This is a genomic window from Pseudomonas sp. DW-iso3, assembly GCF_058725305.1.
Map to the genome: position 1 here is coordinate 285382 of NZ_JBZXDZ010000008.1, position 25318 is coordinate 310699.

Below are 25318 nucleotides of genomic sequence, written 5' to 3' on the forward strand. Positions count from 1 at the left end.
CGCGAAGGCGCAGTGTCAGGCACTGAATGTGTTGCTGATACACCGCTTTCGCGAGCAAGCCCGCTCCCACATTTGGGTCTGCGTTCGGCTACTTATTGCTTTTCAAGCAACCACTGGCGTGGGCCTGGCGTAAACGAAGGCACTTCATCCGCCTGCGCGGTGTTGACCGCCTGGAAGATCTCCAGTTGTTTACCCTTGCGGATAAAGATCCACGGATTGCCCTGGCCATTCAGTTGCAGCCAGATGCTGTCGTAGCCGCCGCTCATCGACGCGCAATCGCCCGCCAGGCACAGCGAGTACTGATCGACATTCGGCAGGCCGGCGACCTTGCCGTTAGCCTGGAACTGTACGATGGCGCCGCTGCCGAAGCCGTCGCTGATCTTCCAGTCGCCGCCCATGTAGGCTGCATACAACGCACGCTCAAAGTTGGCGCCGATGGGCGCACCGTCCGGCGCAGGCTCTTTGGGGCGGGCGAACAACTGTTCAGGCTCGTTATCATTAGCCACTTGCAGCAGTTGCTTGCCTTTGCGCTTGAGTTCGGTGGCGGAGCTGCCGTAGAAGTCCACGCTCCAGGCGCCGGATTTTTCACTCAGCAACTTGCCTTCCGCTACTTCAAAACCGTTGTAGTAGCGTGCCTGCGAGGCCTTGGTATTGACCTCCCATTCGAGGTTCGGGCCGAAGCTTTGCAGGGCTTCACGCAAAGGGCCGCCTTTGGCTGCCGCATCGATGGCGACCTGGTTGATCCAGGTGCCGCCCGCATCCCGGTCGGCAGGGTTGCTGGCGCAGCCGCCAAGCAACAGGGCGAGCAGTGATGAGGCTACAAGCGCTTTGCGCATCATGAAATCCTTCTGAAACGAAATCGGCGCAGCCTATGGGGGCTGCGCCGGGTGTTTTACTCGATGACCAGAATCGCGTCCATCTCAACCTGCGCACCCTTTGGCAGGGCGGCAACGCCGATGGCGGCGCGGGCTGGGTACGGCTGTTCGAAGTACTTGCCCATGATCTCGTTGACCTTGGCGAAGTGGCTCAGGTCGGTGAGGAAGATGTTCAGCTTGACGATGTCTTTGAACGAGCCGCCGGCAGCCTCGGCGACCGACTTGAGGTTTTCGAAGACCTGTACGGTCTGTGCTTCGAAGCCTTCCACCAGTTCCATGGTCTTTGGGTCCAGCGGGATCTGGCCGGACATGTAGACGGTGTTGCCCGCCCTGATCGCCTGGGAGTAGGTGCCGATCGCGGCTGGGGCCTTGTCACTGGTGATAACAGTCTTGGTCATGAATGACTCCTTGTAGTAGAGCGGTTATGCACGCATACGGGTGATGCGGATGACCCCGGTCAAGGCGCGCAGTTTCTTGATCACACGGGCCAGGTGCACGCGGTCGTGCACGCTGACCACCAGCTGGACCACGCTGATGCGGCCATCGCGTTCGTCCATGCTGATCTTCTCGATGTTGCCGTCGGCCGCGTTGACGCTGCTGGCGAGCAGGGCGATCAGGCCGCGCTGGTGTTCCAGCTCCACCCGCAGCTCGACGTTGAATTCGCCGGTGACATCCTTGGCCCATGAGAGCTGGATGCATTTTTCCGGGTTGTGGCGGATTTCGGTGATGTTGCGGCAGTTGTCCAGGTGCACCACCATGCCTTTACCGGCCGACAAGTGGCCGACAATCGGGTCGCCGGGGATCGGTGTGCAGCATTTGGCGTAGCTGAGCACCAGGCCCTCGGTACCACGAATCGCCAGCGGACCTTCGGGGCTCGGCAGCTGTTCGCCTTCGCCGAGCAGGCGGCGGGCGACTACATAGGCCATGCGGTTGCCCAGGCCAATATCTTCCAGCAGGTCTTCGATGGTTTCCTGGCGGTACTCGTGGAGCATCGCTTGCACGCGCTCTGTAGGAATCTTGTCCAAGGCGCTGTCGAAACCGTTGAGGACTTTGTTCAGCAGGCGTTCGCCCAGGCTGATGGACTCGGAGCGGCGTTGCAATTTGAGCGCGTGACGGATGTGCGTGCGGGCCTTGCCGGTGACCACGAAGTTCAGCCATGCCGGGTTCGGGCGTGCGCCCGGAGCGCTGACGATCTCGACCGTGGAGCCACTCTGCAGCGGTTCGGACAGCGGCGCGAGACGACGATTGATCCGACAGGCGATGCAGCTGTTACCCACATCGGTGTGCACGGCGTAGGCAAAGTCGACCGCCGTGGAGCCTTTGGGCAGCTCCATGATCCGGCCTTTGGGTGTGAATACGTAGACCTCGTCCGGGAACAGGTCGATCTTCACGCTTTCGATGAATTCCAGGGAGTTGCCGGCCCGTTGCTGCATTTCCAGCACGCCCTTGACCCACTGGCGGGCGCGGGCATGGGTGCCTTTGGGCTGCTCGTCGCCGCTGGATTTGTAGAGCCAATGGGCAGCAATGCCGTTGTTGGCCATCTCTTCCATTTCGCGGGTGCGGATCTGGATCTCGATCGGCACCCCATGCATGCCGAACAACGTGGTGTGCAGCGACTGATAGCCGTTGGCCTTGGGGATCGCGATGTAATCCTTGAAGCGGCCCGGCAAAGGTTTGTACAAATTATGTACAGCGCCCAGCACGCGATAACAGGTGTCCACCTTGTCGACGATGATCCGGAACGCATACACGTCCATGATCTCGTTGAAGGCCCGGCGCTTGCCGCGCATCTTTTTATAGATGCCGTAGATATGCTTCTGCCGCCCGCTGACCTCGCCCTCGATCTCGTCGATCGCCAGGCAGTGGCTCAGCGACTCTTCGATCTTGTTGACGATTTCCTTGCGGTTGCCACGCGCGCGCTTGACCGCCTGGTAGATGCGCGCCGAACGCATCGGGTGCATGGCCTTGAAACCGAGGTCTTCGAATTCGATACGAATGGCGTGCATGCCCAGCCGGTTGGCGATGGGGGCGTAGATTTCCAGGGTTTCTTTGGCGATGCGCCGGCGTTTTTCGCCGGACAGCACTTCCAGCGTGCGCATGTTGTGCAGCCGGTCGGCCAACTTGACCAGGATCACCCGGATATCGCGGGCCATGGCCATGGCCATCTTCTGGAAGTTTTCCGCCTGGGCTTCGGCTTTGGTTTCGAAGTTCATCTGGGTCAGTTTGCTGACCCCGTCGACCAGTTCGGCCACGGTTTCGCCAAATTGCGCGCTGAGCGCTTCCTTGGCAATACCGGTGTCTTCGATCACGTCATGCAGCATCGCAGCCATCAGGCTCTGATGGTCCATGTGCATATCGGCAAGAATATTTGCCACCGCAAGAGGATGGGTGACATACGCCTCGCCACTGCGGCGGCGCTGACCGTCGTGGGCTTGTTCGGCGTAGAAATACGCTCGGCGGACCAGGTTGACCTGGTCTGGGCCGAGGTAGGCCGATAAGCGATCGGCGAGGGCGTCTATGCTCGGCAAAGTGTGAACTCCTGCCGTTGGCTGTGACCCCGCGCCGTGCTACGTCGACCAGGCATAGGCTTAGACGGCCTCGTTGGACTCGTCCTCGAACGCTGCAAACAGCGGTTCGTCTTCAACGATTTCAGCGTTGGCGATGAACTCGTAGCTCATCAGGCCTTCAGCGATTTCACGCAGGGCTACAACAGTAGGCTTGTCGTTTTCCCACTGGACCAGGGGCTCTTTGCCGCCAGTGGCCAGTTGACGGGCACGCTTGGTAGAGAGCATGACCAGCTCAAAGCGGTTATCCACGTGTTCTAGGCAGTCTTCAACGGTTACGCGGGCCATGGTATTCCTCGGAGCGAATGCAAGATGCGCGCTGCCCGGTTGGGCGAGCGGACTGAACAGTTTAAAAAATCACCAGCGTTTAGGGAAGCGCTGATTTCTCGCAGGCCCTCGCAAAACCGCTACAAGTGCCAATGTAAAGCCCTTGCAGCGGTTTTGGGAAGAGCCAATCAACCGAGCAGTTCGGCCAGTAATTTGCCGAAACGCTGTTGCTGACGCTTTTGCTGGAGTTGATTGGTGCGGAAAATCGCCTTCAAATCATCCAGTGCGTGGGCAAAATCGTCGTTGATGATCAGGTAGTCGTAGTCGACGTAGTGGCTCATTTCACTGACGGCTTCGCGCATGCGGCCTTCGATGATCTCGTCACTGTCCTGGCCACGATTGGTCAGGCGCTGGTGCAAGGCTTCCAGCGACGGCGGCAAGATGAAGATCGAGCGCGCCTGGGGCATCAGCCGGCGCACTTGTTCGGCGCCTTGCCAGTCGATTTCCAGGATCAGGTCGTGGCCTTCGTCCAGGGTCTGCTGCAAGTGGCTCTGCGAGGTGCCGTAGAGATTGCCGAACACTTCGGCGCGTTCCAGGAAGTCGCCGTGTTCGATCATCTTGACGAACTCGGTGCGCTCGACGAAGTGATAGTGCACGCCGTTCACCTCACCTGGGCGCATGGCGCGGGTGGTGTGGGAGACCGAGATGCGGATCTGCTCGTCAGCGTCGGTCAAGGCCTTGACCAGGCTGCTTTTGCCCGCGCCCGACGGGGCGGAAATGATGTAAAGGGTGCCGGTGCTGTGGGTCATGGAGGTTGCCTTACTCAATATTCTGTACTTGTTCGCGCATCTGCTCGATCAACACTTTGAGGTTGACCGCCGCGGTGGTGCTGCGCGGATCGAACGCCTTGGAGCCCAGTGTATTGGCTTCGCGGTTGAGTTCCTGCATCAGGAAGTCCAGGCGCCGACCGGCGGCACCGCCGGACTTGAGCACTCGGCGCACTTCGAGGATGTGGGTGCTCAGGCGATCCAGCTCTTCGGCGACATCGCTCTTTTGCGCAAGCAGGACCATTTCCTGTTCCAGTCGCGTCGGGTCGAGGTCGGCCTTCATGTCGGTGAAGCGGTCGAGCACCTTCTGGCGCTGGGTGGCGAGCATTTGCGGCACCAGTTCGCGCAAGGTGACAACATCTTCTTCGATGGAGGTCAGGCGCTCGTTGATCAGGCGGGCCAGTTCGGCACCTTCGCGCTCGCGGCCGGCTTTCAGCTCCTTCAAACCCTGGTTAAACAGGGCGAGGGCTTCAGCGTTGAGGGCTTGCGGGTCGGTGGCGTCGGCCACCAGCACGCCGGGCCAGGCCAGCACTTCCAGCGGGTTGAGCGCGGCGGGCTGCTTGATCAGTCCGGCGATGGTTTCGGCGGCGGCGACCAGTTGCGCGGCACGGTCGCGGTCAATCTGCAAGGCTTTGCCGGTGGTTTCTTCGGTGAAACGCAGCGTGCATTCCAGCTTGCCACGGGAAATACCCTGGCGCAGCGCTTCACGCACGGCGCCTTCGAGGTCGCGGAACGATTCCGGCAGGCGCAGGTGCGGCTCCAGGTAACGGCTGTTGACCGAGCGCAGCTCCCAGCTCAGGGTGCCTTGGACGCCGGCTTTCTCGACGCGCGCGAAGGCGGTCATGCTGTGCACCATGGAGGTACCTCGCGTTGCAGCCCGAAAACACGGGCTGATGATTAAGAAGGCGCAGGATTGTAGCGCAGTGGGGCGGACACGCCCAAACCCGAGCATTCGTAACCGAATTTTTTAGCAGTGCCCCGAATCGGCTCGCGGCTCTATAATGCTCGGCAGTTTTTCGTCCTCAGTACAGGTGTCTCCCTATGAAACGTCCAAGTGGTCGCGCTGCCGATCAGCTCCGCTCGATCCGCATCACCCGCAACTACACCAAACACGCCGAGGGGTCTGTACTGGTCGAGTTTGGCGATACCAAGGTCATCTGCACCGTCAGCGTTGAAAACGGCGTGCCGCGCTTCCTTAAAGGCCAGGGCCAGGGTTGGCTGACCGCCGAGTACGGCATGCTGCCGCGCGCCACCGGCGAGCGTAACCAGCGTGAGGCCAGCCGTGGCAAGCAGGGCGGTCGTACCCTGGAAATCCAGCGCCTGATCGGCCGCTCCCTGCGCGCAGCCCTGGACATGTCCAAGCTGGGCGACGTGACCCTGTACGTCGACTGCGACGTGATCCAGGCCGACGGCGGCACCCGTACCGCGTCCATCACCGGCGCCATGGTGGCCCTGGTTGACGCACTGAAAGTGATCAAGAAGCGCGGCGGCCTGAAGGCGGGCGACCCGCTCAAGCAAATGATCGCCGCTGTGTCGGTAGGCATGTATCAGGGCGAGCCCGTGCTGGACCTGGACTACCTGGAAGACTCGGCCGCCGAAACCGACCTGAATGTGGTCATGACCAGCACCGGTGGTTTCATCGAAGTGCAGGGCACCGCCGAAGGCGCGCCATTCCAGCCGGCCGACCTGAATGCCATGCTGGCCCTGGCCCAGAAAGGCATGACCGAAATCTTCGAGTTGCAGAACGCCGCCCTGGCTGACTGAGCCCGCCTCAAGGAGAAACGCCATGAATGACAACAGCCAAGTGCCGGTGCCGACGCCTTCCTACGAAGTGCGCCAGGGGGCAATGTTGTGCCATCTCGCGGCGTTTCTGGGGTTTGTGTTCCCCTTCGGCAGTGTCGTGGGGCCGCTGATCCTGTGGCAGATGAAGAAGGAAAAGGATGCGTTCATTGATGATCAAGGCAAGGAAGCCTTGAACTTCCAGATCACCGTGGCCATCGCCTGGATCGCTTGCATCGTGCTGGCCTTCGCGGTGGTTGGGTTTTTCCTGATGTTTGCCCTGGCGGTCGCCACGATCGTGCTGACCATCATCGGCAGCATCAAGGCCAACAAAGGGATTCCCTATCGCTACCCGTTGACCTGGCGTGTGATCAAATAATGAGCACCCACAAAAAAACCGACAGCGATGTCGGTTTTTTTGTGGCTGGAAAAAGACCTCAGATGGTCAGTGTCCAGTCGTAGTCCACGATCAGCGGCGCATGCTGCGAGAAGCGTGGCTGGCGTGGCAGGCGTGCACTGCGGACGAACCGGCGCAGACCTGGGGTCAGCAACTGGTAGTCGAAACGCCAGCCCAGGTTGAGCATCTCAGCCTGTTCGTTATCCGGCCACCAGCTGTACTGGTCGCCTTCGCGGCTGACTTCGCGCAGGGCATCCACATAGCCCATGTTGCCGACAATCTCGTCCATCCAGGCACGTTCCGGCGCCAGGAAGCCCGGGGATTGCTGGCTGTCGCGCCAGTTCTTGATATCCAGCTTCTGTTGCGCCACGTACAGCGAGCCACAATAAATGTACTCGCGACGCTTGCGTCGCTGTTTATCCAGGTAACGGGCGAAATCGTCCATTAGCTTGAACTTCTGGTTCAAGTCTTCATCGCCGTTCTGCCCCGAAGGGAGCAGCAAGGTCGCGATGCTGACCTTGTCGAAATCGGCTTGCAGGTAGCGCCCGTAGCGGTCGGCTGTCTCGAAGCCGAGGCCGCTGATGACCGCCTTGGGTTGCAACCGCGAATACAAAGCCACGCCACCTTGGGTGGGCACTTCGGCATCGCAGGCATAAAGGAAGTAGCCATCCAGTTGGAAGGCTGGGTCGTCCAGTTCAAAGGCGGAGGCGCGGGTATCCTGCAGGCAGATGACGTCGGCATTCTGGGCTTGCAGCCAACTGAGCAAACCACGCTCGACTGCAGCCTGAATACCATTAACGTTCACACTGATGATCCGCATAAATGGCCCCAAAAATCGCGTGCGTGTATGATACACGCCGTCTACCTAATTAGCTAAATCCGTGGTATCTGAGGCTTTTTTCATGCAGGCGTATCAACGCGATTTCATTCGTTTTGCCATCGATCGCGGGGTTTTGCGCTTCGGTGAGTTCACCCTCAAGTCCGGGCGCACCAGCCCGTATTTCTTCAATGCGGGCTTGTTCAACTCGGGTTCGGCCCTGGCTCAGTTGGGGCGTTTCTACGCGGCAGCCATTGTTGAAAGCGGTATTTCCTTCGACGTGCTGTTTGGCCCGGCCTACAAGGGTATCCCCCTGGCAGCTGCAACGGCCGTGGCCCTGGCGGAACATCATGGGCGCGATCTGCCGTGGTGCTTCAACCGCAAGGAAGCCAAGGCTCATGGCGAAGGCGGCAGCCTGGTGGGTGCGCCGCTGACCGGCGATGTATTGATCATCGATGACGTGATCACGGCCGGTACGGCTATCCGTGAAGTGATGCAGATCATCGCGTCCCAGGACGGCGCCAAGGCCGCCGGTGTGCTGATCGCGCTGAACCGCCAGGAGCGTGGCAACGGTGAGTTGTCGGCGATCCAGGAAGTGGAGCGTGATTTTGGCATTCCCGTGGTGAGCATCGTGTCGTTGAACCAGGTGTTGCAGTTCCTGGAGGATGATCCGCAGCTCAAGCAGCACCTGCCGGCGGTGCGTGCGTACCGCGAGCAATTCGGCGTCTGACACAGTAAAACCTGTGGAGTGGGCTTGTGTGGGAGCGGGCTTGCTCGCGAAGGCGGTCTTTCAGTGATACAGGTGCTGACTGATCCACCGCTTTCGCGAGCAAGCCCGCTCCCACAGGGGATCTCCGCACTGCTGCAAAATCAGCGTCCATAAAAAAGCCCCGCTCAATCGGATTGTGCGGGGCTTTTTAGTTTTTGGCGTTTAAGGACGCTTGCGGTTACTGATCAACGTGCCCATGCCGGTATCCGTGAAGATCTCCAGCAGTACCGCATTCGGCACCCGGCCATCGATGATCAGCGAGCTGCCGACGCCGCCTTGCACCGCTTCCAGCGCGCAACGGATCTTCGGCAGCATGCCGCCGTAGATGGTGCCGTCGGCGATCAGGTCGTCCACCTGTTGGGTGGTCAGGCCGGTCAGCACTTTGCCTTGCTTGTCCATCAGGCCGGCGATGTTGGTCAGCAGCATCAGCTTTTCAGCTTTCAGTGCTTCGGCCACCTTGCCGGCCACCAGGTCGGCGTTGATGTTGTAGGACTCGCCATTGGCACCCACACCGATCGGCGCGATCACCGGAATGAAGTCGCCCTTGACCAGCAGGTTCAGCAGGTCGGTGTTGATGCCGATCACTTCGCCCACTTGGCCGATGTCGATGATTTCCGGCTGGGTCATTTCCGGCGTCTGACGGGTCACGGTCAGTTTTTTCGCCCGGATCAGCTCCGCGTCCTTGCCGGTCAGGCCGATGGCACTGCCGCCGTGACGGTTGATCAGGTTGACGATGTCTTTGTTGACCTGGCCACCGAGGACCATCTCCACCACGTCCATGGTCTGCGCGTCAGTGACGCGCATGCCATCAATGAAGTGACTCTCGATCGACAAGCGCTTGAGCAGGTCGCCGATTTGCGGGCCGCCACCGTGGACCACCACCGGGTTGATCCCCACGGCTTTCATCAACACGATGTCGCGGGCAAAGCCGGTTTTCAGCTCGTCGCTTTCCATGGCATTGCCGCCGTACTTGATCACCAGCGTCTTGCCGACGTAGCGTCGGATGTACGGCAACGCTTCGGACAGGACCTTGGCAGTGTTGGCAGCGGCTTCGCGTTCGAGGGTCATTCAGGGCTCCGGTAAAAAATCAGAACGGTAATTGGAGATCAGGGGCAACACGTTTCAACTGGGCGTGGAACACGTCCTTGATGCGCTGCAACTCAGCCTCGGTATCCGCCTCGAAACGCAGGACCAGCACCGGTGTGGTGTTGGACGCGCGAACCAGGCCCCAGCCTTTGGCGTAATCGACTCGCACACCATCAATGGTGGTCAGGTTGGCGCCTTCGCCCCATTGCGCATCGTGCAGTGCGTCAATGATGCTGAATTTGCTCTCCTCGGTCACATGGATATTGATCTCTGGCGTAGAAATATCGTTCGGGAAGGTCTGGAACAGCTCTTCGGCGGTGGATTTTTCCTTGCTGAGGATCTCCAGCAGGCGTGCGGCGCTGTAAATACCGTCATCAAAGCCGAACCAGCGCTCCTTGAAGAACACGTGGCCGCTCATTTCGCCGGCCAACAGCGCGCCGGTTTCCTTCATTTTCTTTTTGATCAACGAGTGACCGGTCTTCCACATTAGCGGGCGGCCGCCATATTCCTTGATCAGCGGAGTGAGGCGGCGGGTGCACTTCACGTCAAAGATGATCTCGGCGTTGGCGTTGCGCGCTACCACATCGCGGGCAAACAGCATCAGCAGGCGATCCGGGAATACGATTTCGCCGGTTTCAGTCACCACGCCCACACGGTCGCCGTCACCGTCAAAGGCCAGGCCGACATCAGCCCCGGTTTCCTTGACCTTGGCGATCAGGTCCACCAGGTTTTCAGGCTTGCCTGGGTCCGGGTGGTGGTTGGGGAAGTTGCCGTCGACCTCGCAGAACAACGGGATCACTTCGCAGTTCAGGGCTTCGAGCAGCTGCGGGGCGATCACGCCGGCCGCACCATTACCGCAATCCACCACCACTTTGAGGCGGCGCGCGAGTTTGACGTCACGGGTGATTTCATCAGAGTAGCGTTGCAGGATGTCAACTTTGGTGACGGTGCCCTTGCCGCTGGTCAGGTCGTTGTTTTTCAGGCGGTCGTGCAGCGCCTGGATCTGTTCGTTGGCCAGGGTGTCGCCAGCGATGACGATCTTGAAGCCGTTGTAGTCCGACGGGTTATGGCTGCCGGTGAGCATCACTCCGGATTTGCCGGCCAGTACGTTGGCTGCGTAGTACAGCGCAGGTGTTGGCACCAGGCCAACGTCACTCACATGGCAACCGCTGTCGGCCAGGCCCTGGATCAGTTGCTCCACCAGTTCCGGGCCGGACAGGCGACCGTCACGGCCGACCGAAACATTGGGCTCATCCTGGGCCAGGCTCTGGGAGCCGATGGCGCGGCCAATCCAGTAGGCGGTTTCGGCAGTCAGGGTCTTGGGCACCACGCCACGAATGTCATAGGCGCGAAAGATGCTGTCGGGGAATGTCGGGACTACTCGGGCTGCGGTACTCATCGCGGGGGGGAACTCCATCTGAAGGGGGCAAGGCTGGCCTTAATGTGGCTGACCGGCAGGCTCAAACTGAAGGGTATGACGGTGTTTTCGGCAGAGAGTTCGTGGTGCAAAAATGCCATCGGAGCGCTGGTTTCGTCTGGATTGTCGCGTAATTCGTTGATTTCTATGGAGAAATCTCGCTGATAAGGTCCGCGCATTCTTCGTCCTGAAAAGCCTTGCGGTGGCGTTTGGCCGGGCAATGGCGCCCGGCCAGATTCAGCTTAGTCAGTGACTTCCGGAATGCCCAAAACCGCCTGCGCCGCGTTGGGTTTCATCGAACTCCTCGACCAGCTCGAAGTGCGCCTGCACCACCGGCACCAGTACCAACTGGGCAATGCGCTCGCCGACGGCGATGTTGAACGCGGTCTGGCCACGGTTCCAGCACGACACCATCAGCTCGCCCTGGTAGTCCGAGTCGATCAGGCCCACCAGGTTGCCCAGTACGATGCCGTGTTTGTGGCCCAGGCCGGAGCGGGGCAGGATCAGCGCCGCCAGGCCAGGGTCGCCGACGTAGATCGACAGGCCGGTGGGAATCAGGATGGTCTGGCCCGGCTCAAGGACGGTGTCCTCCTTGAGCATGGCGCGCAGGTCGAGGCCGGCGGAGCCTGGAGTGGCGTAGGCCGGCAGTGGGAATTCGTTACCGATGCGTGGGTCGAGGATCTTGGCTTGCAAAGCGTGCATGGACATTAAACCTGGTTCAGCCGTTGGGCGATAAAAGAGATCAGTTGGCGGGCAATCTTGCCCTTGCTGGTCTGGGCGAAAACGGTGGCGTGCAACTCGCGGTCGATCACGCTGATGGCATTTTCCTCGCTGTTGAAGCCGATGCTCGGGTTGGCGACATCGTTGGCAACGATCAGATCGAGGTTTTTGTCTTTCAATTTGCGTGCTGCGTAGTCCAGCAGGTGTTCGGTCTCGGCGGCAAAGCCGACACTGAACGGACGGTCCGCACGGGTGGCGATGGTCGCCAGGATGTCCGGGTTGCGCACCATTTGCAGGAGCAGGCCGTCACCGCTTGTAGGGTCTTTCTTCAGTTTTTGCGGGGCGACGACTTCCGGGCGGTAGTCCGCCACCGCCGCCGAGGCGATGAACAGGTCGCACGGAATGGCTGCCTCACAGGCCGCCAGCATGTCGCGGGCGCTGACTACGTCGATTCGCGTGACCCGGTCAGGGGTTGGCAAATGCACCGGGCCGGTGATCAAGGTGACGCGTGCGCCTGCCTCGACCGCCGCTTCAGCCAAGGCAAAGCCCATTTTTCCTGAGCTATGGTTGGTGATGTAGCGCACCGGGTCGATGTTTTCCTGGGTCGGCCCCGCCGTTATCAGCACGTGCTTGCCGGTCAGGGCCAGGTGCTGGAAACACTCGGCGGCGCACAGCGCCAGGTCGGTTGCTTCAAGCATGCGGCCCATGCCGACGTCGCCACAGGCCTGGCTGCCGGAGGCCGGGCCGAACACTTTGAGGCCACGGCTTTGCAGGAGTTGGGTGTTGGCCTGGGTGGCCGGGTCGCGCCACATGGCCTGGTTCATGGCCGGGGCGATGGCGACGGTGGCGTCGGTGGCCAGTACCAGGGTGGTCAGCAGGTCATCGGCGATGCCCTGGGCCAGGCGTGCGATCAGGTCGGCGGTGGCCGGCGCGATCAGCACCAGGTCGGCCCATTTGGCCAGCTCGATATGGCCCATGGCGGCTTCAGCTGCCGGGTCGAGCAGGTCCAGGTGAACCGGGTGGCCGGACAGCGCTTGCATGGTCAGTGGGGTAATGAACTCACTGCCACCGCGGGTCATGACCACGCGCACTTCGGCGCCTTGGTCCAGGAGCCTGCGAACCAGTTCTGCGCTCTTGTAGGCGGCAATGCCGCCGCCAACGCCGAGAACGATGCGTTTCCGATACAGACGCTGCATTGGTTTGCCTTTCCAGTTCAGTGATGCCAGTTCAGTGACGCCTGCGATGCCCCCTCCCCAGGGGAAATCACATGCAAAAAAGAGGGCCTACGATAACACAGCGTCCGCGAGGCAACAGCGGCGCACGCGCAGGGAGGTGGGATGAGTATTCGTGATTGGCCGGTGGCAGAACGGCCCCGGGAAAAGCTTTTGGAGTGGGGCGCGGCGAGTCTGTCGGATGCCGAACTGTTGGCGATCTTCCTGCGTACCGGGGTTTCCGGCAGGAGTGCGGTGGACCTGGCGCGCCATCTGTTGGCGCAATTCGGTGGCCTGCGCCCACTGCTGGAGGCCAGCCAGACGTTGTTCAACCAGCAACTGGGCCTGGGGCCGGCGAAGTTTGCCCAGTTGCAGGCAGTGCTTGAAATGGCCAAGCGGCACATGGCCGAGCGCCTGCGAAGCGAATCGGTGCTGGAAAGCCCCGTGGCCGTACGGGACTACCTGAAGGCCATGCTGCGCCATGAGCCTCATGAGATCTTCGGCTGCCTGTTCCTTGATTCAAGGCACAGGGTGCTGGGCTTCGAGGCGTTGTCCCAAGGCACCATCGACGCGGCGATGGTGTATCCCCGGCAGGTGGTCAAGCGCGCTTTGGCCTACAACGCGGCGGCGTTGATCCTGTGCCATAACCATCCTTCCGGCAGCCTTGAGCCGAGCGCAGCTGATCGAAAATTGACCAAGTTGCTGCAGAAAGCCCTGGAAGTGGTGGATGTGCGGGTGCTGGATCACATCATCGTGGGGGATGGCGATCCGTTGTCGATGGCGGAATATGGGTGGATCTAGCCCGCCCCATCGGGACGGGCCTGGTGCTCAGGGCTTGACGCTGACTTTCGAGAAATCCTGGCGACCAAACGGACTCACCTGGTAGCCCTCAACATTCTTGCGAGCCAGGGCAAACGCCGTCGGGTGCGCGAGCGGCAACCACAGCGCCTGTTGCTGGATCTGCGCCTGGGCCTGCTGGTACAGCTTACTGCGTACGCCTTGCTCGCTGGTGGTCTTGCCGGCGCTGATCAGTTTGTCCAGCGCAGGGTCGCAGTAGCGCGCGAAGTTAGTGCCGGATTTCACCGCTGCGCAGGAAAACTGCGGGGTCAGGAAGTTATCCGGGTCGCCGTTGTCGCCGGCCCAGCCCATGAACAGCAGGTCGTGTTCGCCAGCCTTGGCGCGACGAATCAGCTCGCCCCATTCGATCACGCGGATCTCGGCCTGGATGCCGACCTTGGCCAGGTCAGCCTGCAGCAGCTGTGCGCCGAGGTTTGGGTTGGGGTTCAGCAGGCTACCGGTAGGGCGGGTCCAGATGGTGGTCTTGAAACCGTCCTTGAGCCCGGCGCGGTCCAGCAGTGCCTTGGCTTTGGCGAGGTCCTGTGGATAACCGGGCAGATCCTTGGCGTAGCTCCAGGTGTTGGGCGGGTAGGGGCCGTTGGCGGCTTCGGCGGTGCCTTCAAACACGGCCTTGAGGTAGCTGCCCTTGTCGAACGCCAGGTTGATCGCCTGGCGCACTTCTGGCTTGTCGAGAGGCGGGTGCTGGCTGTTGATGGCCAAGAAGGCGGTCATGAAGGCCGCCGTTTTCTCCACCTTGAGCGCCGGGTCTTTTTCGGCTTCGCCCACATCCAGCGGCTTGGGTGACAGGGCGATCTGGCATTCGTCGCGATGCAGTTTCTGCAGGCGCACATTGGCGTCCGGGGTGATGGCGAAGATCAAGTTATCCACAGGCGGTTTGCCGGCGAAGTAGTTCGGGTTGGCCTTGTACCGCACCACGGCATCTTTCTGGAAGCGGCTGAAGATGAACGGCCCGGTGCCGATCGGCTGGCTGTTGAGCTTCTCCGGGGTGCCGGCCTTGAGCAGTTTGTCGGCGTATTCCGCCGGGTAGATCGAGGCAAAGCCCATGCTCAGGGCGGCGAGGAAGGTGGAGTCGGCGTGATCCAAAGTGAAGCGCACGGTCAGCGGGTCGAGGGCGTCGATTTTCTTGACCAGCGTCGGCAGTTGCAGCGACTGCGCGTGGGGGAAGCCGCTCTGGGCGATCTTGTGCCATGGGTTCGCGGGGTCAAGCATGCGCTCGAAGCTGAAGCGCACATCTTCGGCGGTCAGGGTGCGGCTTGGCGTGAAGTACTCGGTGCGATGGAATTTCACATCCGGGTGCAGCTTGAAGGTATAGGTCAGGCCATCCGGCGAAACTTCCCAGCTGTCCGCCAGGCTGGGCACCAGTTTGCCGCTCGCCGCATCGTAGTCCACCAGGCGGTTCATCAGCACGTCGGCCGAGGCGTTGGTGGTGGTCAGCGAGTTGTATTGCACCACATCGAACCCTTCGGGGCTGGCCTCGGTGCAGACGCTCAAGTTGCTGGCGGCAGAGGCCAGCGGCGCGATAAAGAGAGGGGCGAGCAATAGCGGTAGGGCAGCGAGGCGCATGTTCGGTTTCCTTTGCAGATCGAAGGCCCATCTGCGAGTGCAGTCTGGAAAAGTCCTACCGTAGTGGTCTGATTGGTAAATGACTAGCCCATTTTTGCCTGTGCTTTTGCCCCAAATACTGTTTTGATGGCACCTCAGCGCGTTTTGTCGTGCACTTCACCGTGCCCGCGAGCGCTGTAAATCATTCTGTGCGACGAGCGGTCGGCTGTGACAGCGGCCCCTCCTGGCAACGGTTCAGGCGTCTGCCGCCAAGATTTACGCCAGTAAAAACACTCGGGCTGTTGTTGCACTGGGGTCTTTCTGGTATAAAGCAGCGCTCTTTTCTAGGGGCCCGGTTCCTTCGCTTGTAGGTGTAGCCGGTAAGACCCTAAAGAAACGCGGCGCCTGGCGCCAAATGACTGAGAGATTAAGCGGCCAACCCATGCCGGGTTGGGCATGTGGTTTTAGAGGGCTGAGGCATGTCGAGAGTCTGTCAAGTTACCGGTAAGGGTCCGGTGACTGGGAATAACATTTCCCACGCAAATAACAAAACCCGTCGTCGTTTCCTGCCGAACCTGCAGCATCACCGCTTCTGGGTTGAAGAAGAGAAACGTTTCGTCCGTCTGCGCGTATCTGCTAAAGGCATGCGCATCATCGACAAGCGTGGCATCACTGTCGTGCTGGCTGAATTGCGCCGCGCTGGCACAATCTAAGGAGCTATATCATGCGTGAATTGATTCGAATGATCTCTAGCGCCGGTACTGGTCACTTCTACACTACCGACAAGAACAAGCGTACTACCCCGGACAAGCTCGAAAAGAAAATGTTCGACCCGCGCGTTCGCAAGCACGTGATCTACAAAGAAGGCAAAATCAAGTAATTGATTTTCCTCCTTGTGAAAAAAAGCCCGTATCTCACGATTCGGGCTTTTTTTTGCCTGCGATTTGCCGGTCAGGCTTTCTGTTCGAACACCACGTAGATCTTGCGGCAAGGCTCCAGCACTTCCCAGGTACCGCTGAAGCCGGCGGGGATCACGAAACGGTCGCCGGCGCGCAAGGTCTTGGCATTGCCGTCGGCATCACGTAGCACGGACACGCCCTGCACAATCTCGCAGTATTCGTGTTCGGTGTAGTTGACCTTCCACTGCCCGACTTCACCTTCCCACACGCCGGCACTCATCTGTCCGCACGGGCTGTTGTAGTGGTTATAGATCGTTTGCTCGGGATCGCCCTTGAGGATTTTTTCGGCAGCGGGGCGGTAGCGTTCTGGGGCGGTGCTGGCTTGGCTGAAGTCGACGATGTCCTGGATGCTCATGTGCGTGTCCCGTCTGGCCTGCGGTTGGAGAACCCAAAGTCTATGTTTATTAAAATGAACATCGCAAGGGCGTTTGCCGGGGTTATGTCAAATATATTGAAACATCCCCAGCCGCTGGTTTAGGGTGGCAGCTGCCTTGAGCCGAACAGCAGGCTGGCCGGGCAAGAATTCTTTGAGGCTGCCGGGGGACACCGCCCGGCCCTTGTATTCAATAAGAGGAGGACACTCGCATGACCACCCTGACCCGTGCCGACTGGGAACAACGCGCCAAGGATCTGAAGATCGAGGGCCGTGCCTATATCAATGGCGAGTACACCGCCGCCGTATCCGGTGACACCTTCGAATGTATCAGCCCGGTCGATGGCCGCCTGCTGGCCACTGTTGCCAGCTGTGACGCGGCCGACGCCCAGCGCGCCGTGGAAAACGCCCGCGCCACTTTCAATTCCGGTGTGTGGTCGCGCCTGGCGCCGGCCAAACGCAAGTCCGCCATGCTCCGTTTCGCCGCGTTGCTCAAGGCCAATGCCGAAGAGCTGGCGCTGCTCGAAACCCTGGACATGGGCAAGCCGATCAGCGACTCCCTGAACATCGACGTACCCGGCGCGGCCAATGCCCTGAGCTGGAGCGGAGAGGCCATCGACAAGATCTACGACGAAGTCGCCGCGACCCCACACGACCAATTGGGCCTAGTGACCCGCGAACCCGTTGGCGTGGTTGGCGCCATCGTGCCGTGGAACTTCCCGTTGATGATGGCCTGCTGGAAACTCGGCCCGTCGCTGTCCACTGGTAACTCGGTGATCCTCAAGCCGTCCGAAAAATCCCCGCTGACGGCCATCCGTATCGCGGCCCTGGCCGTTGAAGCCGGTATTCCAAGAGGCGTGTTCAACGTGCTGCCGGGCTACGGTCACACCGTCGGCAACGCGCTGGCGCTGCACATGGACGTCGACACCCTGGTGTTCACAGGTTCCACCAAGATCGCCAAGCAACTGTTGATCCGCTCCGGTGAATCGAACATGAAGCGTGTGTGGCTGGAAGCTGGCGGCAAGAGCCCGAACATCGTGTTTGCCGACGCGCCTGACCTGCAAGCCGCCGCCGAATCCGCCGCCGGTGCCATTGCCTTCAACCAGGGCGAGGTCTGCACCGCAGGTTCCCGCCTGCTGGTGGAACGCTCCATCAAGGATAAATTCCTGCCATTGGTGATCGAGGCCCTCAAGGGCTGGAAGCCCGGCAACCCACTGGACCCGGCAACCAATGTGGGCGCGCTGGTGGACACCCAGCAAATGAACACCGTGCTCTCGTACATCGAAGCCGGCCATGCCGATGGCGCCAAGTTGGTCGCCGGTGGCAAGCGCACCCTGGAAGAAACCGGTGGCACTTATGTCGAACCGACGATTTTCGATGGTGTGACCAACGCCATGAAGATCGCCAAGGAAGAGATTTTTGGCCCCGTCCTGTCGGTGATCACCTTCGACAGCGCCGAAGAAGCTGTCGCCATCGCCAACGACACCATCTACGGCCTGGCCGCAGCCGTGTGGACAGCCGATATCTCCAAGGCGCACCTCACCGCCAAAGCCCTGCGCGCCGGTAGTGTGTGGGTCAACCAGTATGACGGCGGCGACATGACCGCGCCGTTCGGTGGCTTCAAGCAATCGGGCAACGGTCGCGACAAGTCGCTGCATGCGTTCGACAAGTACACCGAGCTGAAGGCGACCTGGATCAAGCTCTAAGCAACACCGCAGTCCAAATGTGGGAGCGGGCTTGCTCGCGAAAGCGGTATGACAGTCGACATCAATGTTGAATGTGCAACCGTTTTCGCGAGCAAGCCCGCTCCCACACTGTTTTGCATGACCTCAAGAATTATCCACAGGAGCGTGGAAATGCGTTGGGCGACTTATTTCGCAGTCCTGGCTTCGGTGCTCAGTGTCGGCCTGGCCCTGGGCGTCAGCATGCCGCTGGTGTCCCTGCGCCTCGAAAGCTGGGGCTACGGCAGTTTCGCAATCGGCGTGATGGCAGCGATGCCGGCCTTTGGCGTACTGCTGGGCGCGAAGGTCTCCAGTCGCATGGCCTCATGGCTCGGCACCGCCAACCTCATGCGCCTGTGCCTGTGGGCGGGCGCGGTGTCCATCGGCTTGCTGGCGATCCTGCCCAGCTACCCGGTGTGGTTGGTATTGCGCCTGATGATCGGGGTGATCCTGACCATCGTATTTATCTTGGGCGAAAGCTGGATCAACCAGTTGGTGGTGGAGCAGTGGCGCGGACGGCTGGTGGCGCTGTATGGCTGCAGCTATGCCTTGAGCCAGCTGTCGGGTCCGTTGCTGCTGGGCCTGATCGGCACAGGCCATGACTACGGCTTCTGGGTCGGCGTGGGCTTGTTGGTAGTGGCGCCATTCCTGTTGCTGGGCCGCTCCGGCGCGCCCACCGCCGAGTCCTTCAGCGTGACCTTCGCCGACCTCTGGCGCTTCTGCCTGAGCCTGCCCGCGATTGCCTGGGCGGTGGCGTTGTTCGCCGCGTTCGAGGCGATGATTCTGACGCTGTTGCCGGTGTATTGCCTGCAGCAGGGCTTCACCGCCGAGATGGCCCTGGCCATGGTCAGCACCGTAGTGGTCGGCGATGCGCTGCTGCAATTGCCTATTGGCGCATTGGCCGACTACCTGCCGCGACGTACGCTGTTCCTGAGTTGTGCGGTGCTGTTACTGGTGTCGAGCCTGGCGATTCCACTGCTGATGCACACGCCGCTGATCTGGCTGGTCTGGGTGGTGTTCGGCGCGAGTGCCGGAGGGTTGTTCACCCTGTCGTTGATCCTGATCGGCGAGCGCTACCGTGACGATGCACTGGTACGCGCCAATGCCCATGTGGCGCAGTTGTGGGGGATCGGTTGCCTGATCGGTCCGCTGGTGGCCGGCGCTGGCAGCCAGTGGATCAGCGGGCATGCGTTGCCGTTGCTGATGGCGGCCGGTGCGCTGGGCCTGGTGCTGTTGTTGCTGCGCCAAGGCGCATTCGGAGCGGCACAACCGGTGTAGGAGCGAGTTTGCTCGCGAAGAACTCAAGGACGCCGCGTTAAACCAGGCGGCACGCGTTATCGTTAACGTTTTTCGCGAGCAAGCTCGCTCCTACAGCAAGCGTTCCAGGCCTACTGAGGTGGCAAACCAGGCATTGAACCGTCGCCACCAACTGCCAGGCTCGCGGGTCAAGGTGTGCAGTTGGCCGTTATCTTCGGTCACCCACACGACTTGGCCGTCCTGCAGTTTCGCCTCGTAGCTCAAGGGCGGCGCCATGCCTTGCAGCGCCAGGTTGCGCACATGTTCTGCCAGCTCAGGGCTTTCGACCAGCACACCCACTTCGGTATTCCACAGCACCGAGCGCGGGTCGAAGTTGAATGAACCAATAAACGACTTCTCGCGATCAAAGATCATCGCCTTGCTGTGCAGGCTCGAATCGGAGCCCCTGAAGGTGCCTCGGCGAAACAGGTGTGGGCCGCTGCCGCCACTGGGGTCGCCCGGTTGGCGGCGCAGCTCGTAGAGTTTCACGCCGTGCTCCAGCAGCGCCTTGCGATAGGGCGCATAACCGCCGTGCACGGCAGGCACGTCGGTGGCTTCCAGGGAGTTGGTCAGCAGGCTCACCGACACACCGGCATCGGCGCGCCCGGTCAGGTACACCAGGCCGGGTTGCCCTGGCACGAAGTACGCCGAGATCATTATCAGCTCATGATTGACCCCTTCCAGCTCCGGTGCCAGTTGGGTGGTGAGCAACAACCGAGGATCCGGGTCGGCCTTGGCCAGCACCTTGCTCGGCGCGTCCCACAATGCCTGGTTCCAGGCCCAGATCAGCTCGCGGCGCCAGGTGTCCATGCGCGGTTGGGTCTGGTAGGTGCGCAAGCGGTTGTACAACGCGTGGTTCTGCTGGCGCGATTCGGCCAGGGACGCTTCCAGGCGCACACGCGCGGCGGCCAGGTCGCTTTTGGAGGGCATATTGGCGACAAAGTCATCGATCGGCTTGCTCAGGGCGCTGTTCCAGTATTGGTCGAAACTATGACCAAGCTGCTCGGCGACGGGCCCCACGCTGAGCATGTCGATATCGGTGAAGTTCAGGTTGGGCTCAGCGTCGAAATACTCATCCCCCAGATTGCGTCCGCCGACGATCGCCACGCTGTTGTCCGCCAGCCACAGCTTGTTGTGCATGCGCCGATGCTGCAGCGACAGGTTGAACAGCCGTCCCATGGCCCGTGTGGCACCCGTGCTGCGGCCCAGGTGCAAGGGGTTGAACAGGCGGATCTCGATCTTGGGATGGGCGGCGAGGGTGGCGATGATCTGGTCGAGGCCGTCGCTGGTGGTGTCGTCCAGCAGGATGCGCACGCGCACGCCACGGTCAGCAGCCTTGAGCAGTTCGTCCACCAACATGCGCGTACTGATGCCGTCATGCACAATGTAGTACTGCAGATCGAGGCTGATCTGGGCGTTGCGGATCAGTTCGGCGCGGGCCATGAAAGCCTCGCTGCTATTGGGCAGCAGGCGAAAGCCGGAGCGGCCTTGATACGGCGCCGCCTGCGCTTGGATCGAGCGGCCGAACGATGATTGTGCGGCGGGCAGGGCGTCGCTGGGGATGCGCGGTGTGCTCACCGTTGCGCAGCCGCCCAGGGCCAGGGCTCCCAGCAGGAAAAACGGTAATAGCCGTTGAATCATCAAGGGAGTTGCTTCCAGATCAGGGCGGTTGTCGGCATGTGACGGCAAATTCCTGCAAAAGGTCAGTCGGCCGCCTCGGCCAGCATCTTGATTGCGGCAGCACCCACCTTGCGTACGGCTTCTTCAATCTGCGGCGTTGGCTTGGCAGCGTAGTTCATGCGCAGGCAGTTCCGGTATTTGCCCGACGCCGAAAAGATGCTGCCGACGGCCACCTGCACGCCTTGCTCTACCAACACACGGTTGAGCTTGAGCGTATCAAAGCCTTCCGGCAGCTCGATCCAGAGCATGAAACTACCCTGGGGCCTGCTGGCGCGGGTGCCGGTAGGGAAGTAGCGGCTGACCCAGTCGATCATCAAGTCACGATTACGCTGGTATTGGGTACGCATCCGCCGCAAATGCGGTTCGAAGTGACCACCTTTCAGGAATTCGGCAATCGCGATCTGCGGTTGGGTTGCGGTGCAGCCGGTGCTGATGTATTTCATGTGCAGCACCCGTTCCAGGTATCGGCCCGGTGCGACCCAACCGATGCGCAAACCCGGTGCCAGGGTTTTCGAGAATGAACTGCACAGCAATACACGGCCGTCTTCGTCGAAGGACTTGATGGTGCGCGGGCGCGGGTAGCTGTAGGCCAGCTCGCCATACACATCGTCTTCGATGATCGCCACGTCAAAGCGCTGCGCCAGGGTCAGCAGCGCCTTTTTGCGCGCCTCGGGCATGATGTAGCCCAAGGGGTTGTTGCAGTTGGGGGTCAGCTGGATGACCTTGATCGGCCACTGTTCCAGCGCCAATTCCAGGGCTTCAAGGCTGATGCCGGTGATCGGGTCGGTGGGGATTTCCAGGGCTTTCATGCCCAGGCCCTTGAGGGTCTGCATGGCGCCGTGAAAGCTCGGCGAATCCACCGCGACAATGTCGCCTGGCTCGCAGATCGCATGGATGCTGGCGGACAGTGCCTCATGGCAACCGGTGGTGATCACGATGTCCTCGGCCGTCAGCTGGCAGCCGGAATCCAAGGAGAGACGGGCGATTTGCTCGCGCAATTCCACACAGCCGAGGATGTTGTCGTAATACAGGCCCGGTAGATCCTGGCGGCGACTCACGCGGGCCAGGCTGCGCAGCAGGGGCTTGATGGTCGGCGACAATACATCCGGCATGCCTCGGCCCATCTGTATGACATCCTTGCGCGGAACTGCGCGAATCAACTCCAGTACCTGATCCCACTGGGAGATTTCCACGGGCCGCTGTGCCGGACGGCCAACCTCGGGCAGGGCCGGCAGCTCGCGACTGACCGGCACGAAATAGCCGGATTTTGGCTTGGGCATCGCCAGGCCGTTGTCTTCCAGCAATCGATAGGCCTGCTGCACGGTGCTCAGGCTGACCCCATGTTCCACGCTCAAGGCCCGTACAGAAGGCAAACGATCACCAGGGCGATAGAAGCCCTGTTCGATGCGGGTGCCCAGCAACTCGGCGAGGTTCATGTACAGGGTCATGGCGTTTGCTCCCGATAAACCATTACAGATAGGCAGAAAATACAGGATTCAGCCAACCATAGGCAGTATCTGTATGTATTTAATAAAGGTGGGTTGAATCTGTAATGGTTTCTGCCGTACGCCCATGCTTGTCACTCAAGGCAACAATGCAAATGAGGGGCAGCAAAATGAACGGCATGAGCGATGTGCGGCTGGCGTTACACAGTCAGGAACTGGAGGCAGAGCAGGAGCGGGCTACGGCGCCGCGCGACATCGGCCGCTGGAGTCTGTTCTGGCACCGTCGTCACACGCGCAAGGCTCTGCTGCATCTGACGAGCGAACAGCTGCGCGATGTCGGATTGACCGCCGAACAAGCGCGCCAGGAAGGTCTGAAATCCTTCTGGCGCGATTGAATCACATCCGCTCTTTGAGGCGGTGCCAGAGCATCCCCAATGCCAGCAGCGGCGAGCGCAGGTGCTTGCCGCCGGGGAAGGTGATGTGCGGCACCTGGGCGAACAGGTCAAAGCGCCCCTGTTGCTGGCCACTGATGGCTTCGGCCAGCAACTTGCCCGCCAGGTGGGTGGCGTTGAGGCCATGGCCGGCGTAGGCCTGGGCGTAATACACGTTGGGTTGGTCGGTCAGGCGGCCAATCTGCGGCAAGCGGTTGGCACCGATACCGATCATGCCACCCCATTGATAATCGATTTTCACGTCGGCCAATTGCGGGAACACCTGCAGCATTTTCGGGCGCATGTAGGCGCCGATGTCCTTGGGATCGCGACCGGAGTAATGGCAGGCGCCGCCGAACAGCAGGCGACGGTCGGCGGACAGCCGGAAGTAATCCACCGTGACACGCTGGTCGCACACCGCCATGTTCTGCGGCAGCAAATCGACAGCTTGGGCTTCGCTCAACGGTTCGGTGGCGATGATGTAGCTGCCGGCGGGCAACACTTTGCCGCTCAGGCGTGGGTTGAGGCCATTGAGGTAGGCATTGCAGGCCAGCACCAGGGTTTTGGCGCGTACGTTGCCCTGGGCGGTGTGTACGTTGACTTCGGGGCCGTAGTCGATGCGCGTGACTTCGGACTGCTCGAACAGCTTCACGCCCAGCTGCTGCGCGGCGGCGGCCTCACCAAGGGCCAGGTTCAGCGGGTGCAAGTGGCCGGACCCCATGTCAATCATGCCGCCTACATAACGGTCCGAGCCGATCACGCTGCTCATTTGGTCAGCGTGCAGCAGGCGCACTTCATGGCGATAGCCGAGGCCGCGGAGCTCTTCGGCGTCTTCGGCCAGGCCTTGCAGGTCGCGGGACTTGTTGGCCAGGTCGCAGTAGCCCCACGTCAAGTCGCAGGGGATCTGGAAGCGTTCGACGCGCTCACGCACGATCTCCACCGCTTCCAGGCCCATCAGCTTCATCTGGCGCACGCCTTCGGTGCCGATCACGTTGGCGAACTGGTCCAAGCCATGCCCGACGCCACGAATCAATTGGCCGCCGTTGCGTCCGCTGGCGCCCCAGGCGATCTTGCGTGCCTCCAGCAACACCACGCTGAAACCCCGCTCGGCCAGCTCCAGCGCCGTGTTCAGCCCGGAAAAGCCCCCGCCGACCACGCATACATCGGCCGTCATGTCGCCCGTCAACACCGGGTAATCGGGTTGCGCCACACTGCTGGCTGCATAATAGGACGGAGCGTGCCGGGCGCTGGCAGTCATGGGGAGCATCCCTGTTTGGAAAATTTGACGCAGGATACAGCGGTCGGACAAAACTGTCTGCGCAGGGCGTTTTGCGTCAGAATCCACGTCTATTCGCCGTTCGGTATGTGTTTCGATGAGTTGCAACAGTCAGAAAATCAGCGCGCTGCGTCGGCAGATTCCTTCGTTCGAGTGCGTTCCCGGTTGCCACGACTGCTGTGGGCCGGTGACCACCTCGCCGGAGGAAATGTCGCGCCTGCCGCGCAAGACCGCCGCCGAGCAGGACGCGGCCATGGATGAACTGAACTGCGTGCACCTGGGCCCCCACGGCTGCACGGTGTACGACGAGCGACCGTTGATCTGCCGGCTGTTCGGCACGACCAAGACGTTGCCGTGCCCCAACGGGCGCAGGCCGGTGGAGCTGATTCACCCGCGGGTGGAAAAACAGATCCACGAATACATGGCGAGTACCCGGCAGGTACTGGTTTAACTCGGTTACTGTGTTGTGTCAGTCAGTCCGGGATCGGAAGGTTCAGGCTCTCCTTCACTTCTTCCATCACGATATAGCTCTTTGACTCCCGCACATGGGGCAACTTGAGCAGGATATCGCCCAGCAGTTTGCGGTACGACGCCATCTCGGAAATTCGCGCCTTCACCAGGTAGTCGAAGTCGCCCGACACCAAGTGACACTCCAGCACATGGGGCAGTTTCAACACGGCGCGGCGGAACTCCTCAAAGGTGTCGCCGGACTTGTAATCGAGGCTGATCTCGACAAATACCAGCAAACTGCCTTTCAAATGCTGCGGGTTGAGCCGCGCGTTGTAGCCCATGATGATCCCTTCACGCTCTAGCCGGCGCACGCGCTCGGTACAGGGCGTGGTCGACAGCCCGACCTTTTCCCCCAGCTCCGTAAACGAAATACGCCCGTCGGTTTGCAGGATGCGCAGGATGTTGCGGTCGATCTTGTCCAGCTCCCGCTTGGTCTGGGTGTTGGTACGCATAGGGGATACGCCTCTGTGAAAAGGGTTTTTGCCGAGAATTGTCGCC

26 protein-coding genes and 1 pseudogene are annotated in these 25318 nt (G+C 60.9%); 10 read left to right on the forward strand and 17 right to left on the reverse strand.

All coding sequences use genetic code 11. The annotated features are described in order from the left end of the window. Window positions 1-92: 92 nt before the first annotated feature. The 6 genes from AC4PS7_RS23805 to AC4PS7_RS23830 form a co-directional block, all read right to left on the reverse strand. Window positions 93-836 (reverse strand): hypothetical protein, encoded by a 744-nt coding sequence (locus AC4PS7_RS23805; RefSeq protein ID WP_010207518.1) that lies wholly within the window; start codon window positions 834-836, stop codon window positions 93-95. Between the two features lie 56 nt (window positions 837-892). Beyond that, complete coding sequence (locus AC4PS7_RS23810) at window positions 893-1273, reverse strand: RidA family protein (RefSeq protein WP_021492594.1); 381 nt, start codon at window positions 1271-1273, stop codon at window positions 893-895. 24 nt (window positions 1274-1297) lie between these two features. After that, window positions 1298-3403 carry a bifunctional GTP diphosphokinase/guanosine-3',5'-bis pyrophosphate 3'-pyrophosphohydrolase gene (gene spoT, locus AC4PS7_RS23815; protein ID WP_016975931.1) on the reverse strand — a complete coding sequence of 702 codons (2106 nt, stop codon included), beginning with the start codon at window positions 3401-3403 and terminating at the stop codon, window positions 1298-1300. A 60-nt stretch (window positions 3404-3463) separates the two neighbouring features. Then, window positions 3464-3727 (reverse strand): DNA-directed RNA polymerase subunit omega, encoded by a 264-nt coding sequence (gene rpoZ / locus AC4PS7_RS23820; RefSeq protein WP_003176920.1) that lies wholly within the window; start codon window positions 3725-3727, stop codon window positions 3464-3466. Between the two features lie 167 nt (window positions 3728-3894). Continuing rightward, a complete protein-coding gene (gene gmk, locus AC4PS7_RS23825) occupies window positions 3895-4515 on the reverse strand; it encodes a guanylate kinase (protein WP_010207513.1) in 621 nt (206 codons plus the stop codon). A 10-nt stretch (window positions 4516-4525) separates the two neighbouring features. Next, the gene (locus tag AC4PS7_RS23830) at window positions 4526-5389 is read right to left on the reverse strand and encodes a YicC/YloC family endoribonuclease (RefSeq protein ID WP_010207512.1); all 864 of its coding nucleotides are present in this window, start codon (window positions 5387-5389) and stop codon (window positions 4526-4528) included. 185 nt (window positions 5390-5574) lie between these two features. Here AC4PS7_RS23830 and rph point away from each other — a divergent pair, with 185 nt between their 5' ends. Continuing rightward, a complete protein-coding gene (gene rph, locus AC4PS7_RS23835) occupies window positions 5575-6297 on the forward strand; it encodes a ribonuclease PH (RefSeq protein WP_010207511.1) in 723 nt (240 codons plus the stop codon). Window positions 6298-6319: 22 nt separating this feature from the next. After that, window positions 6320-6691, forward strand: a complete 372-nt coding sequence (locus tag AC4PS7_RS23840) for a DUF4870 domain-containing protein (RefSeq protein WP_010207510.1) — start codon at window positions 6320-6322, stop codon at window positions 6689-6691. Window positions 6692-6749: 58 nt separating this feature from the next. Here the strand turns inward: AC4PS7_RS23840 and crc are convergent, their stop codons facing one another. Beyond that, window positions 6750-7529 (reverse strand): catabolite repression control protein Crc, encoded by a 780-nt coding sequence (crc, locus tag AC4PS7_RS23845; protein ID WP_003195493.1) that lies wholly within the window; start codon window positions 7527-7529, stop codon window positions 6750-6752. An 82-nt stretch (window positions 7530-7611) separates the two neighbouring features. Here crc and pyrE point away from each other — a divergent pair, with 82 nt between their 5' ends. Beyond that, the gene (pyrE, locus tag AC4PS7_RS23850; protein ID WP_021492595.1) at window positions 7612-8256 is read left to right on the forward strand and encodes an orotate phosphoribosyltransferase; all 645 of its coding nucleotides are present in this window, start codon (window positions 7612-7614) and stop codon (window positions 8254-8256) included. Window positions 8257-8457: 201 nt separating this feature from the next. Here the strand turns inward: pyrE and argB are convergent, their stop codons facing one another. The 4 genes and pseudogenes from argB to coaBC all read right to left on the reverse strand — a co-directional run bounded on the left by argB (window position 8458) and on the right by coaBC (window position 12714). Then, entirely contained in the window at window positions 8458-9363 is a 906-nt protein-coding gene (gene argB / locus AC4PS7_RS23855) for an acetylglutamate kinase (RefSeq protein WP_010207505.1), read from the reverse strand. Window positions 9364-9382: 19 nt separating this feature from the next. Continuing rightward, window positions 9383-10804: pseudogene (locus AC4PS7_RS23860) on the reverse strand (phosphomannomutase/phosphoglucomutase); the annotation flags it as partial. A 240-nt stretch (window positions 10805-11044) separates the two neighbouring features. After that, window positions 11045-11500, reverse strand: coding sequence for a dUTP diphosphatase (dut, locus tag AC4PS7_RS23865; protein WP_042570951.1), 456 nt, complete (start codon window positions 11498-11500; stop codon window positions 11045-11047). A 5-nt stretch (window positions 11501-11505) separates the two neighbouring features. Beyond that, window positions 11506-12714 (reverse strand): bifunctional phosphopantothenoylcysteine decarboxylase/phosphopantothenate--cysteine ligase CoaBC, encoded by a 1209-nt coding sequence (gene coaBC / locus AC4PS7_RS23870; protein WP_010207499.1) that lies wholly within the window; start codon window positions 12712-12714, stop codon window positions 11506-11508. A gap of 141 nt (window positions 12715-12855) precedes the next feature. On the opposite strand from coaBC, the gene radC reads away from it, so the two are divergent. Beyond that, window positions 12856-13530, forward strand: a complete 675-nt coding sequence (gene radC / locus AC4PS7_RS23875) for a RadC family protein (RefSeq protein WP_042570939.1) — start codon at window positions 12856-12858, stop codon at window positions 13528-13530. 27 nt (window positions 13531-13557) lie between these two features. Here the strand turns inward: radC and AC4PS7_RS23880 are convergent, their stop codons facing one another. Next, window positions 13558-15150, reverse strand: coding sequence for an ABC transporter substrate-binding protein (locus tag AC4PS7_RS23880; protein WP_106119381.1), 1593 nt, complete (start codon window positions 15148-15150; stop codon window positions 13558-13560). Between the two features lie 458 nt (window positions 15151-15608). On the opposite strand from AC4PS7_RS23880, the gene rpmB reads away from it, so the two are divergent. Continuing rightward, window positions 15609-15842, forward strand: a complete 234-nt coding sequence (gene rpmB, locus AC4PS7_RS23885; RefSeq protein ID WP_010207494.1) for a 50S ribosomal protein L28 — start codon at window positions 15609-15611, stop codon at window positions 15840-15842. An 11-nt stretch (window positions 15843-15853) separates the two neighbouring features. Further along, window positions 15854-16009 (forward strand): 50S ribosomal protein L33, encoded by a 156-nt coding sequence (gene rpmG, locus AC4PS7_RS23890; RefSeq protein ID WP_003176906.1) that lies wholly within the window; start codon window positions 15854-15856, stop codon window positions 16007-16009. 71 nt (window positions 16010-16080) lie between these two features. Here the strand turns inward: rpmG and AC4PS7_RS23895 are convergent, their stop codons facing one another. Continuing rightward, entirely contained in the window at window positions 16081-16443 is a 363-nt protein-coding gene (locus tag AC4PS7_RS23895; protein ID WP_010207492.1) for a cupin domain-containing protein, read from the reverse strand. A 230-nt stretch (window positions 16444-16673) separates the two neighbouring features. On the opposite strand from AC4PS7_RS23895, the gene AC4PS7_RS23900 reads away from it, so the two are divergent. Together AC4PS7_RS23900 and AC4PS7_RS23905 are read left to right on the forward strand one after the other, a co-directional pair. Further along, a complete protein-coding gene (locus tag AC4PS7_RS23900; RefSeq protein WP_492179783.1) occupies window positions 16674-18167 on the forward strand; it encodes an aldehyde dehydrogenase in 1494 nt (497 codons plus the stop codon). A 150-nt stretch (window positions 18168-18317) separates the two neighbouring features. Further along, window positions 18318-19460: an MFS transporter gene (locus AC4PS7_RS23905; protein WP_187516850.1), complete on the forward strand. Its 1143-nt coding sequence runs from the start codon at window positions 18318-18320 to the stop codon at window positions 19458-19460. 90 nt (window positions 19461-19550) lie between these two features. On the opposite strand, the gene AC4PS7_RS23910 is transcribed toward AC4PS7_RS23905, so the two are convergent. Together AC4PS7_RS23910 and AC4PS7_RS23915 are read right to left on the reverse strand one after the other, a co-directional pair. Next, a complete protein-coding gene (locus AC4PS7_RS23910; RefSeq protein ID WP_492179787.1) occupies window positions 19551-21119 on the reverse strand; it encodes a phospholipase D family protein in 1569 nt (522 codons plus the stop codon). A gap of 62 nt (window positions 21120-21181) precedes the next feature. Continuing rightward, complete coding sequence (locus AC4PS7_RS23915; protein ID WP_010207488.1) at window positions 21182-22606, reverse strand: aminotransferase-like domain-containing protein; 1425 nt, start codon at window positions 22604-22606, stop codon at window positions 21182-21184. A gap of 167 nt (window positions 22607-22773) precedes the next feature. Between AC4PS7_RS23915 and AC4PS7_RS23920 the strand changes: the two genes are divergently transcribed. Further along, a complete protein-coding gene (locus tag AC4PS7_RS23920; RefSeq protein WP_010207487.1) occupies window positions 22774-22998 on the forward strand; it encodes a DUF1127 domain-containing protein in 225 nt (74 codons plus the stop codon). Between the two features lies 1 nt (window position 22999). Here AC4PS7_RS23920 and AC4PS7_RS23925 read toward each other — a convergent pair whose 3' ends face one another. Beyond that, entirely contained in the window at window positions 23000-24292 is a 1293-nt protein-coding gene (locus tag AC4PS7_RS23925; RefSeq protein WP_236266745.1) for an NAD(P)/FAD-dependent oxidoreductase, read from the reverse strand. A gap of 115 nt (window positions 24293-24407) precedes the next feature. Between AC4PS7_RS23925 and AC4PS7_RS23930 the strand changes: the two genes are divergently transcribed. Continuing rightward, on the forward strand, window positions 24408-24761 hold the full coding sequence (locus tag AC4PS7_RS23930) for a YkgJ family cysteine cluster protein (protein WP_010207483.1): 354 nt from the start codon (window positions 24408-24410) through the stop codon (window positions 24759-24761). Window positions 24762-24783: 22 nt separating this feature from the next. On the opposite strand, the gene AC4PS7_RS23935 is transcribed toward AC4PS7_RS23930, so the two are convergent. Further along, window positions 24784-25272 carry an Lrp/AsnC ligand binding domain-containing protein gene (locus tag AC4PS7_RS23935; RefSeq protein ID WP_003176896.1) on the reverse strand — a complete coding sequence of 163 codons (489 nt, stop codon included), beginning with the start codon at window positions 25270-25272 and terminating at the stop codon, window positions 24784-24786. Between the last annotated feature and the right edge of the window lie 46 nt (window positions 25273-25318).

Coding starts and splice junctions, on each gene's coding strand:
- AC4PS7_RS23880 (WP_106119381.1), bottom strand. CDS start 15,150: ATGCGCCTCGCTGCCCTACCGCTATTGCTCGCCCCTCTCTTTATCGCG.
- AC4PS7_RS23925 (WP_236266745.1), bottom strand. CDS start 24,292: ATGACTGCCAGCGCCCGGCACGCTCCGTCCTATTATGCAGCCAGCAGT.
- AC4PS7_RS23910 (WP_492179787.1), bottom strand. CDS start 21,119: ATGATTCAACGGCTATTACCGTTTTTCCTGCTGGGAGCCCTGGCCCTG.
- rpmG (WP_003176906.1), top strand. CDS start 15,854: ATGCGTGAATTGATTCGAATGATCTCTAGCGCCGGTACTGGTCACTTC.
- AC4PS7_RS23915 (WP_010207488.1), bottom strand. CDS start 22,606: ATGACCCTGTACATGAACCTCGCCGAGTTGCTGGGCACCCGCATCGAA.
- rph (WP_010207511.1), top strand. CDS start 5,575: ATGAAACGTCCAAGTGGTCGCGCTGCCGATCAGCTCCGCTCGATCCGC.
- crc (WP_003195493.1), bottom strand. CDS start 7,529: ATGCGGATCATCAGTGTGAACGTTAATGGTATTCAGGCTGCAGTCGAG.
- AC4PS7_RS23920 (WP_010207487.1), top strand. CDS start 22,774: ATGAACGGCATGAGCGATGTGCGGCTGGCGTTACACAGTCAGGAACTG.
- pyrE (WP_021492595.1), top strand. CDS start 7,612: ATGCAGGCGTATCAACGCGATTTCATTCGTTTTGCCATCGATCGCGGG.
- AC4PS7_RS23840 (WP_010207510.1), top strand. CDS start 6,320: ATGAATGACAACAGCCAAGTGCCGGTGCCGACGCCTTCCTACGAAGTG.
- AC4PS7_RS23805 (WP_010207518.1), bottom strand. CDS start 836: ATGCGCAAAGCGCTTGTAGCCTCATCACTGCTCGCCCTGTTGCTTGGC.
- AC4PS7_RS23830 (WP_010207512.1), bottom strand. CDS start 5,389: ATGGTGCACAGCATGACCGCCTTCGCGCGCGTCGAGAAAGCCGGCGTC.
- AC4PS7_RS23900 (WP_492179783.1), top strand. CDS start 16,674: ATGACCACCCTGACCCGTGCCGACTGGGAACAACGCGCCAAGGATCTG.
- dut (WP_042570951.1), bottom strand. CDS start 11,500: ATGCACGCTTTGCAAGCCAAGATCCTCGACCCACGCATCGGTAACGAA.
- argB (WP_010207505.1), bottom strand. CDS start 9,363: ATGACCCTCGAACGCGAAGCCGCTGCCAACACTGCCAAGGTCCTGTCC.
- AC4PS7_RS23810 (WP_021492594.1), bottom strand. CDS start 1,273: ATGACCAAGACTGTTATCACCAGTGACAAGGCCCCAGCCGCGATCGGC.
- AC4PS7_RS23930 (WP_010207483.1), top strand. CDS start 24,408: ATGAGTTGCAACAGTCAGAAAATCAGCGCGCTGCGTCGGCAGATTCCT.
- gmk (WP_010207513.1), bottom strand. CDS start 4,515: ATGACCCACAGCACCGGCACCCTTTACATCATTTCCGCCCCGTCGGGC.
- AC4PS7_RS23895 (WP_010207492.1), bottom strand. CDS start 16,443: ATGAGCATCCAGGACATCGTCGACTTCAGCCAAGCCAGCACCGCCCCA.
- AC4PS7_RS23905 (WP_187516850.1), top strand. CDS start 18,318: ATGCGTTGGGCGACTTATTTCGCAGTCCTGGCTTCGGTGCTCAGTGTC.
- rpmB (WP_010207494.1), top strand. CDS start 15,609: ATGTCGAGAGTCTGTCAAGTTACCGGTAAGGGTCCGGTGACTGGGAAT.
- coaBC (WP_010207499.1), bottom strand. CDS start 12,714: ATGCAGCGTCTGTATCGGAAACGCATCGTTCTCGGCGTTGGCGGCGGC.
- rpoZ (WP_003176920.1), bottom strand. CDS start 3,727: ATGGCCCGCGTAACCGTTGAAGACTGCCTAGAACACGTGGATAACCGC.
- radC (WP_042570939.1), top strand. CDS start 12,856: ATGAGTATTCGTGATTGGCCGGTGGCAGAACGGCCCCGGGAAAAGCTT.
- AC4PS7_RS23935 (WP_003176896.1), bottom strand. CDS start 25,272: ATGCGTACCAACACCCAGACCAAGCGGGAGCTGGACAAGATCGACCGC.